Raw genomic sequence first — 8,819 nt, 5'->3', positions numbered from 1 at the left:
GGTGGCCGAGAACCATACGGTTTCGGCCACCCCGGCGGCACGTTTCTGCTGGGACCCGCGGAGCGGTCAGGCCTCCTCGTGGGACGCCACCGCGCGGCGCGCGTCCGCGTCCAGGACACCCCAGCTGATCAGCTGCTCCGTGAGGACGGACGGCGACTGGTCGTAGATGACGGCCAGTGTGCGCAGGTCGTCCTGGCGGATCGACAGCACCTTGCCGTTGTAGTCACCGCGCTGCGACTGGATCGTGGCCGCGTAGCGCTGGAGGGGACCCGCCTTCTCGGCCGGCACCGTGGCCAGCCGCTCCAGGTCCAGGACCAGCTTCGGCGGCGGCTCGGCGGCCCCGCCCGGGGTCGTGCCCGGAAGCAGTTCCTGCACCGGAACGCCGTAGAAGTCTGCCAGCTCGGCAAGGCGCTGCACGGTCACGGCACGGTCGCCGCGCTCGTACGAACCGACCACGACCGCCTTCCAGCGTCCCTGGGACTTCTCCTCGACACCGTGGAGGGAAAGGCCCTGCTGGGTGCGGATCGCCCGGAGCTTGGCCCCGAGCTGTTTGGCGTATTCGCTGGACATATAGCTCCCCGGCACTGTGTCGACGCGTCTGGCGTGGGTGCCAGGCCGCGCGGCTGGTAACTCACTGTGAGGTTACGCAGCGTTACTCTGCCGCGTCAAGCCGAATGGTCCGCACCGACTCTTCCGTGGTATCGCCCTGCCATTGCGCCGGATGGGTGATCCGAGGGGGCCGTACGGGCGATCTCGGGGACCTGCTACCGTGTATGGCGCAATCTCGACGTCCTTTAAGGTCCGTCCCGTGAGGCGGAGAAGGAGGTCCGTTTCGTATGGACACGCACGACACGCAGTCCGATGCCCGGCCCGTTCTCGAAGGGCCCGACATCGCGCGCGTGCTGACCCGCATCGCCCACGAGATCGTCGAACGCGCCAAGGGCGCCGACGACGTGGTGCTCCTCGGCATTCCGACCCGGGGCGTCTTCCTCGCCCGGCGCATCGCCGACAAGCTCGAGCAGATCACCGAGCGCAAGGTCCCGTGCGGCTCGCTCGACATCACCATGTACCGCGACGACCTGCGCATGCACCCGCCGCGCGCGCTGGCCCGCACCGAGATCCCCGGTGACGGCCTCGACGGCAGACTCGTCGTCCTCGTCGACGACGTGCTCTTCTCCGGCCGCACCATCCGCGCCGCCCTCGACGCCCTGAACGACCTCGGGCGCCCGCGCGCGGTGCAGCTCGCCGTACTCGTCGACCGCGGACACCGCGAACTGCCCATCCGCGCCGACTACGTCGGCAAGAACCTCCCCACGTCGTTGCGGGAGACGGTCAAGGTCCAGCTCGCCGAGGAGGACGGTCGCGACACCGTGCTGCTCGGTGCCAAGCCGACCCCGCAGTAGCGCTCCAGGCGTACGCCGCGTCGTACGCCCGCCCGGTTGCGCCCCCGGCGCGCCCGTCTGCCCCGATTCTCCCGAATGAACTGCCTTACGGAGCCTGACAGATGCAGCGTCATCTCATCTCGGCCGCCGACCTCACCCGCGACGACGCCGTCCTGATCCTCGACACCGCCGAGGAGATGGCCCGGGTCGCCGACCGGCCGATCAAGAAGCTGCCGACCCTGCGCGGCCGCACGATCGTCAACCTCTTCTTCGAGGACTCCACCCGGACCCGCATCTCCTTCGAAGCCGCCGAGAAGCGGCTGTCCGCGGACGTCATCAACTTCTCCGCCAAGGGCTCCAGCGTCTCCAAGGGCGAGTCCCTGAAGGACACGGCCCAGACCCTGGAGGCCATGGGCGTCGACGCCGTCGTCATCCGGCACGGCGCCTCCGGAGCCCCGTACCGCCTCGCCAACTCCGGCTGGATCGACGCTGTCGTCGTCAACGCCGGCGACGGCACCCACCAGCACCCCACCCAGGCCCTGCTGGACGCCTTCACGATGCGCCGCCGCCTGATCGGCCCCGACGCCGGACTCGGCCAGGACCTCGAGGGCAAGCGCATCACGCTCGTCGGCGACGTCCTGCACAGCCGGGTCGCCCGCTCCAACGTCGACCTGCTGCACACCCTCGGCGCCGAGGTCACCCTCGTCGCCCCGCCCACCCTGCTGCCGGTCGGCATCGAGACCTGGCCCTGCGAGGTCTCCTACGACCTCGACAGCACGCTGCCCAAGTCCGACGCGGTGATGATGCTGCGCGTCCAGCGCGAGCGCATGAACGCCGCCTTCTTCCCGACCGAGCGCGAGTACTCCCGGCGCTACGGCCTCGACGGCGACCGCATGGCCCGGATGCCCGAGCACGCCATCGTGATGCACCCCGGCCCGATGGTCCGCGGCATGGAGATCACCGCCGAGGTCGCCGACTCCGACCGCTGCACCGTCGTCGAGCAGGTCGCAAACGGAGTGTCCATCCGGATGGCTGTCCTGTACCTGCTGCTCGGTGGGAACGAACCCGCCGTCACCCACCCCCGCACCGAGGAGAAGTAAGACAGATGAGCAAGACCCTGATCCGTGGTGCCAAGGTGCTGGGCGGCGCGCCGCAGGACGTGCTGATCGACGGCGGGACCATCGCCGAGGTGGGCGGCGGGCTGTCCGCCGAGGGCGCGGAGGTCGTCGAGGCCGACGGCAAGGTGCTGCTGCCGGGCCTGGTCGACCTGCACACCCATCTGCGCGAGCCCGGCCGCGAGGACTCCGAGACCGTCCTCACCGGCACCCGCGCCGCCGCCTCCGGCGGCTTCACCACCGTCTTCGCCATGGCCAATACCTTCCCGGTCGCCGACACCGCCGGTGTGGTCGAGCAGGTCTGGCGGCTCGGCAAGGAGCACGGCTACTGCGACGTCCAGCCCATCGGCGCCGTCACCGTCGGCCTGGAGGGCAGGAAGCTGGCCGAACTGGGCGCCATGCACGAGTCCGCCGCCGGGGTCACCGTCTTCTCCGACGACGGCAAGTGCGTCCACGACGCCGTGATCATGCGACGGGCCCTGGAGTACGTGAAGGCCTTCGGCGGTGTCGTCGCGCAGCACGCCCAGGAGCCGCGGCTGACCGAGGGCGCCGAGATGAACGAGGGCGTCGTCTCCGCCGAGCTGGGCCTCGGCGGCTGGCCCGCGGTGGCCGAAGAATCGATCATCGCCCGGGATGTCCTGCTCGCCGACCACGTCGGCTCCCGCGTCCACATCTGCCACCTGTCGACCGCCGGCTCCGTGGAGATCGTCCGCTGGGCCAAGTCCCGCGGCATCCAGGTCACCGCCGAGGTCACCCCGCACCACCTCCTCCTCACGGATGAGCTGGTGCGCACCTACAACCCCGTCTACAAGGTCAACCCGCCGCTGCGCACCGAGCGCGACGTCATGGCCCTACGCGAGGCGCTCGCGGACGGCACGATCGACATCGTCGCCACCGACCACGCCCCGCACCCCCACGAGGACAAGGACTGTGAGTGGGCCGCGGCCGCCATGGGCATGGTCGGCCTGGAGACCGCGCTGTCGGTGGTGCAGGAGACGATGGTGGACACGGGCCTGCTGGACTGGGCCGGCGTCGCCGACCGGATGTCCGTCAAGCCCGCGCAGATCGGACAGGCCACGGGCCACGGCCGTCCCGTCTCGGCAGGTGAGCCCGCCAACCTCACCCTGGTCGACACGGCATACCGTGGGCTCGTGGAACCCGCGGGCTTCGCCTCGCGCAGCCGCAACACCCCCTACGAGGGACGTGAGCTGCCGGGCCGTGTGACGCACACGTGGCTGCGGGGCAAGGCCACGCTCGTCGACGGGAAGCTCACGTGACACCTGTACTCCTGCTCGCCGCCGAGAAGGAATCGGCGCAAGTGACCGACTGGGCCGCCCGCATCGGCTGGGTCGTCGGCCTCGCCCTGTTCGTCGCGCTCGTCTACTGGCTGATGCGCGAGGGCTGGAAGTGGCGCGGCACCCTCCAGGGCGACCTGCCCGAGCTGCCCGCCACCCCGGACGAGCCGGGCCCGGCGCGCCTGACCATGAGCGGCCGCTACCACGGCTCCACCACCGCCGGGCAGTGGCTCGACCGCATCGTCGCGCGCGGCCTGGGCACCCGCAGCAGGGCCGAGCTGACCCTGACGGACGCCGGCCTCGACGTCGTACGCCCCGGCGCGGACGACTTCTTCGTCCCGGCCGCGGCCCTGCGCGAGGCCCGCCTCGACAAGGGCATCGCCGGCAAGGTGCTCACCGAGGGCGGCCTGCTCGTCGTCACCTGGGAGCACGGCGACCGGCTGATCGACTCCGGCTTCCGCTCCGACCACGCCGCCGAGCACCACGAGTGGGTCGCGGCCCTCACCTCGATGATCGAAACGCACAGCAAGGAAGGCGCCGAACGATGACCACCTCCACCAGGGGAGCCGCCAGGACTCCCGCCGTACTCGTCCTGGAGGACGGCCGGGTCTTCCGCGGCCGCGCCTACGGGGCCGTGGGGGAGACCTTCGGCGAAGCGGTGTTCTCCACCGGCATGACCGGCTACCAGGAGACCCTCACCGACCCCTCCTACCACCGCCAGGTGGTCGTGATGACCGCCCCGCACATCGGCAACACCGGCGTCAACGACGAGGACATGGAGTCCAGGAAGATCTGGGTCTCCGGTTACGTCGTGCGCGACCCCGCGCGCGTGCCGTCCAACTGGCGCTCCCGGCGCACGCTGGACGAGGAACTGGACGCCCAGGGCGTCGTCGGCATCAGCGGCATCGACACCCGCGCCCTCACCCGCCACCTGCGCGAGCGCGGCGCGATGCGCGTCGGCATCTTCAGCGGCGACGCCGTCCGGGACGACGCCGCACTGCTGGCCCGCGTCCAGGAAGCGCCCCAGATGAAGGGCGCGAACCTCTCCGCAGAGGTCGCCACCACCGAGCCGTACGTCGTCCCGGCCATCGGCGAGAAGAAGTTCACCGTCGCCGCCGTCGACCTCGGCATCAAGGGCATGACCCCGCACCGCATGGCCGAGCGCGGCATCGAGGTGCACGTGCTCCCGGCGACCGCCACCGTCGAGGACATCTACGCGGTGAACCCGGACGGCGTCTTCTTCTCCAACGGCCCGGGCGACCCGGCCACCGCCGACCATCCCGTCTCCGTGATGCAGGGCGTCCTGGAGCGTGGCACCCCGCTGTTCGGCATCTGCTTCGGCAACCAGATCCTGGGCCGCGCGCTCGGCTTCGGCACCTTCAAGCTGAAGTACGGCCACCGCGGCATCAACCAGCCGGTGCAGGACCGCACGACCGGCAAGGTCGAGGTCACCGCGCACAACCACGGCTTCGCCGTCGACGCCCCGCTCGACCAGGTCTCCGAGACCCCGTTCGGCCGCGCCGAGGTGTCCCACGTCTGCCTGAACGACAACGTGGTGGAGGGACTCCAGCTCCTCGACCGCCCCGCCTTCAGCGTCCAGTACCACCCCGAAGCGGCAGCCGGTCCCCACGACGCCGCCTACCTGTTCGACCGCTTCGTATCCCTGATGGAGGGCCAGCGTGCCTAAGCGCACCGATATCCAGTCCGTCCTGGTCATCGGCTCCGGCCCGATCGTCATCGGCCAGGCCGCCGAGTTCGACTACTCCGGCACCCAGGCGTGCCGCGTCCTCAAGGCCGAGGGCCTGCGGGTCGTCCTGGTGAACTCCAACCCGGCGACGATCATGACCGACCCGGAGATCGCCGACGCCACCTATGTCGAGCCGATCACCCCCGAGTTCGTCGAGAAGATCATCGCCAAGGAGCGCCCCGACGCGCTGCTGCCCACCCTGGGCGGCCAGACGGCCCTCAACACGGCCATCTCGCTGCACGAGGCGGGGACCCTCGACAAGTACGGCGTCGAACTGATCGGCGCGAACGTCGAGGCCATCAACAAGGGCGAGGACCGCGACCTCTTCAAGGAGGTCGTCGAGGCCGTACGCCAGAAGATCGGCCACGGCGAGTCCGCCCGCTCGGTCATCTGCCACTCCATGGACGACGTCCTCGCCGGCGTGGACACGCTCGGCGGCTACCCCGTCGTCGTCCGCCCCTCCTTCACCATGGGCGGCGCCGGATCCGGCTTCGCGCACGACGAGGAGGAGCTGCGCCGCATCGCCGGCCAGGGCCTCACGCTCTCCCCGACCACCGAGGTGCTCCTGGAGGAGTCCATCCTCGGCTGGAAGGAGTACGAGCTGGAGCTGATGCGCGACAAGCACGACAACGTCGTGGTCGTCTGCTCCATCGAGAACTTCGACCCCATGGGCGTCCACACCGGTGACTCGATCACCGTCGCGCCCGCGATGACGCTCACCGACCGCGAGTACCAGACCCTGCGCGACATCGGCATCGCCGTGATCCGCGAGGTCGGTGTCGACACCGGCGGCTGCAACATCCAGTTCGCGGTGAACCCCGAGGACGGCCGGGTCATCGTCATCGAGATGAACCCGCGCGTCTCCCGCTCCTCGGCGCTCGCCTCCAAGGCGACCGGCTTCCCGATCGCCAAGATCGCCGCCAAGCTCGCCGTCGGCTACACCCTCGACGAGATCCCGAACGACATCACGCAGGAGACCCCGGCCTCCTTCGAGCCGACGCTCGACTACGTGGTCGTCAAGGCCCCGCGGTTCGCCTTCGAGAAGTTCCCGAGCGCCGACAGCACGCTGACCACCACCATGAAGTCGGTCGGCGAGGCCATGGCCATCGGCCGCAACTTCACCGAGGCGTTCCAGAAGGCGCTGCGCTCGCTGGAGAAGAAGGGCAGCCAGTTCACCTTCGTCGGCGAGCCGGGCGACAAGGACCAGCTGCTGCGCGACTCGGTCCGCCCCACCGACGGCCGCATCAACACCGTCATGCAGGCCATCCGGGCCGGCGCCACGCCCGAGGAGATCTTCGAGTACACGAAGATCGACCCCTGGTTCGTCGACCAGCTCTTCCTCATCAAGGAGATCGCCGACGAACTGGCCGAGGCCCCCGAGCTGACCGCCGACCTCCTTGCCGAGGCCAAGCGGCACGGCTTCTCCGACCAGCAGGTCGGCGAGATCCGCGGCCTGCGCGAGGACGTCGTCCGCGAGGTCCGGCACGCCCTCGGCATCCGCCCGGTCTACAAGACGGTCGACACCTGCGCCGCCGAGTTCGCCGCGAAGACGCCGTACTTCTACTCCTCCTACGACGAGGAGACGGAGGTCGCCTCCCGCGAGAAGCCGGCCGTGATCATCCTGGGCTCCGGCCCGAACCGCATCGGCCAGGGCATCGAGTTCGACTACTCCTGCGTCCACGCCTCCTTCGCGCTCAGCGACGCGGGCTACGAGACCGTGATGGTCAACTGCAACCCGGAGACCGTCTCCACGGACTACGACACCTCCGACCGCCTGTACTTCGAGCCGCTGACGCTGGAGGACGTGCTGGAGATCGTGCACGCCGAGCAGCAGGCCGGACCGGTCGCGGGCGTCGTCGTGCAGCTCGGCGGCCAGACCCCGCTGGGCCTGTCGCAGGCACTGAAGGACAACGGCGTGCCGATCGTCGGCACCTCCCCGGAGGCCATCCACGCGGCCGAGGACCGCGGCGCCTTCGGCCGGGTCCTCAAGGAGGCCGGCCTCCCCGCCCCCAAGCACGGCACCGCCACGACCTTCTCCGAGGCCAAGACCATCGCCGACGAGATCGGCTACCCGGTCCTGGTCCGCCCCTCCTACGTCCTCGGCGGACGCGGCATGGAGATCGTCTACGACGAGACGCGCCTGGAGGCGTACATCGCCGAGTCGACCGAGATCAGCCCGTCGCGGCCGGTCCTCGTCGACCGGTTCCTCGACGACGCCATCGAGATCGACGTCGACGCCCTCTACGACGGCGAGGAGCTCTACCTCGGCGGCGTCATGGAGCACATCGAGGAGGCCGGCATCCACTCCGGCGACTCGGCGTGCGCCCTGCCCCCGATCACGCTCGGCGGCTTCGACATCAAGCGCCTGCGCGCCTCCACGGAGGGCATCGCCAAGGGCGTCGGGGTCCGCGGCCTGATCAACATCCAGTTCGCGCTCGCCGGCGACATCCTCTACGTCCTGGAGGCCAACCCGCGCGCGTCCCGGACGGTCCCCTTCACCTCGAAGGCGACGGCGGTGCCGCTGGCCAAGGCCGCCGCCCGCATCTCGCTCGGCGCGACCATCGCCGAGCTGCGCGCCGAGGGCCTGCTCCCGGCCAACGGCGACGGCGGCGAGCTGCCGTTCGACGCGCCGATCTCCGTCAAGGAGGCGGTCATGCCGTGGTCGCGCTTCCGCGACATCCACGGCCGCGGCGTCGACACGGTCCTCGGCCCGGAGATGCGCTCCACCGGCGAGGTCATGGGCATCGACTCCGTCTTCGGCACGGCCTACGCCAAGTCGCAGGCCGGCGCCTACGGACCGCTGCCCACCAAGGGCCGCGCGTTCATCTCGGTCGCCAACCGCGACAAGCGCTCGATGATCTTCCCGGCCCGCGAGCTGGTCGCGCACGGCTTCGAGCTGCTCGCCACGTCCGGCACCGCCGAGGTCCTCAAGCGCAACGGCATCAACGCCACCGTCGTGCGCAAGCAGTCCGAGGGGACCGGTCCCAACGGCGAGAAGACCATCGTCCAGCTCATCCACGACGGCGAGGTCGACCTCATCGTCAACACCCCGTACGGCACCGGTGGCCGCCTCGACGGCTACGACATCCGTACGGCGGCCGTGGCACGCTCCGTGCCCTGCCTGACGACGGTCCAGGCCCTCGCGGCGGCGGTCCAGGGCATCGACGCCCTCAACCGCGGCGACGTGAGCGTCCGATCGCTCCAGGAACACGCCGAGCACCTGACCGCGGCCCGCGACTAGCAGCCCCGAGGGGGACACCGGAAACGGTGTCCCCCTCTT

At 70.3% G+C, this 8,819-nt stretch carries 7 protein-coding genes; 6 read left to right on the top strand and 1 reads right to left on the bottom strand.

Annotation, left to right across the window (positions count from 1 at the left end; all coding sequences use genetic code 11):
• Positions 1 to 66: 66 nt before the first annotated feature.
• Positions 67 to 570, bottom strand: a complete 504-nt coding sequence (gene bldD, locus AB0937_RS33405; RefSeq protein WP_018570201.1) for a transcriptional regulator BldD — start codon at positions 568 to 570, stop codon at positions 67 to 69.
• Positions 571 to 836: 266 nt separating this feature from the next.
• Here bldD and pyrR point away from each other — a divergent pair, with 266 nt between their 5' ends.
• The 6 genes from pyrR (at position 837) to carB (ending at position 8,780) form a co-directional block, all read left to right on the top strand.
• Positions 837 to 1,403 carry a bifunctional pyr operon transcriptional regulator/uracil phosphoribosyltransferase PyrR gene (gene pyrR / locus AB0937_RS33400; protein ID WP_366717130.1) on the top strand — a complete coding sequence of 189 codons (567 nt, stop codon included), beginning with the start codon at positions 837 to 839 and terminating at the stop codon, positions 1,401 to 1,403.
• Positions 1,404 to 1,504: 101 nt separating this feature from the next.
• Positions 1,505 to 2,482: an aspartate carbamoyltransferase catalytic subunit gene (locus tag AB0937_RS33395; RefSeq protein WP_031138961.1), complete on the top strand. Its 978-nt coding sequence runs from the start codon at positions 1,505 to 1,507 to the stop codon at positions 2,480 to 2,482.
• A 5-nt stretch (positions 2,483 to 2,487) separates the two neighbouring features.
• Positions 2,488 to 3,774 (top strand): dihydroorotase, encoded by a 1,287-nt coding sequence (locus tag AB0937_RS33390; RefSeq protein WP_234845091.1) that lies wholly within the window; start codon positions 2,488 to 2,490, stop codon positions 3,772 to 3,774.
• Entirely contained in the window at positions 3,771 to 4,340 is a 570-nt protein-coding gene (locus AB0937_RS33385; protein ID WP_366717127.1) for a hypothetical protein, read from the top strand. The genes AB0937_RS33390 and AB0937_RS33385 overlap by 4 nt, the downstream gene beginning before the upstream one ends.
• Positions 4,337 to 5,479, top strand: a complete 1,143-nt coding sequence (gene carA / locus AB0937_RS33380; protein ID WP_366717125.1) for a glutamine-hydrolyzing carbamoyl-phosphate synthase small subunit — start codon at positions 4,337 to 4,339, stop codon at positions 5,477 to 5,479. Before AB0937_RS33385 ends, carA begins: the two co-directional genes overlap by 4 nt.
• Positions 5,472 to 8,780: a carbamoyl-phosphate synthase large subunit gene (carB, locus tag AB0937_RS33375; protein WP_366717122.1), complete on the top strand. Its 3,309-nt coding sequence runs from the start codon at positions 5,472 to 5,474 to the stop codon at positions 8,778 to 8,780. The genes carA and carB overlap by 8 nt, the downstream gene beginning before the upstream one ends.
• The last annotated feature ends 39 nt before the right edge of the window (positions 8,781 to 8,819 follow it).

Source organism: Streptomyces sp. NPDC047880 (assembly GCF_040706515.1).
Taxonomy (GTDB): Bacteria; Actinomycetota; Actinomycetes; order Streptomycetales; family Streptomycetaceae; genus Streptomyces.
The sequence above is the reverse complement of the archived record's forward strand: the minus strand, read 5'-3'. Positions and strand labels throughout refer to the sequence as shown.

What these genes read in the sequence shown, in the direction of transcription:
- pyrR (WP_366717130.1), top strand. Translation starts at nt 837, where the DNA reads ATGGACACGCACGACACGCAGTCCGATGCCCGGCCCGTTCTCGAAGGG.
- AB0937_RS33395 (WP_031138961.1), top strand. Translation starts at nt 1,505, where the DNA reads ATGCAGCGTCATCTCATCTCGGCCGCCGACCTCACCCGCGACGACGCC.
- bldD (WP_018570201.1), bottom strand. Translation starts at nt 570, where the DNA reads ATGTCCAGCGAATACGCCAAACAGCTCGGGGCCAAGCTCCGGGCGATC.
- AB0937_RS33390 (WP_234845091.1), top strand. Translation starts at nt 2,488, where the DNA reads ATGAGCAAGACCCTGATCCGTGGTGCCAAGGTGCTGGGCGGCGCGCCG.
- carA (WP_366717125.1), top strand. Translation starts at nt 4,337, where the DNA reads ATGACCACCTCCACCAGGGGAGCCGCCAGGACTCCCGCCGTACTCGTC.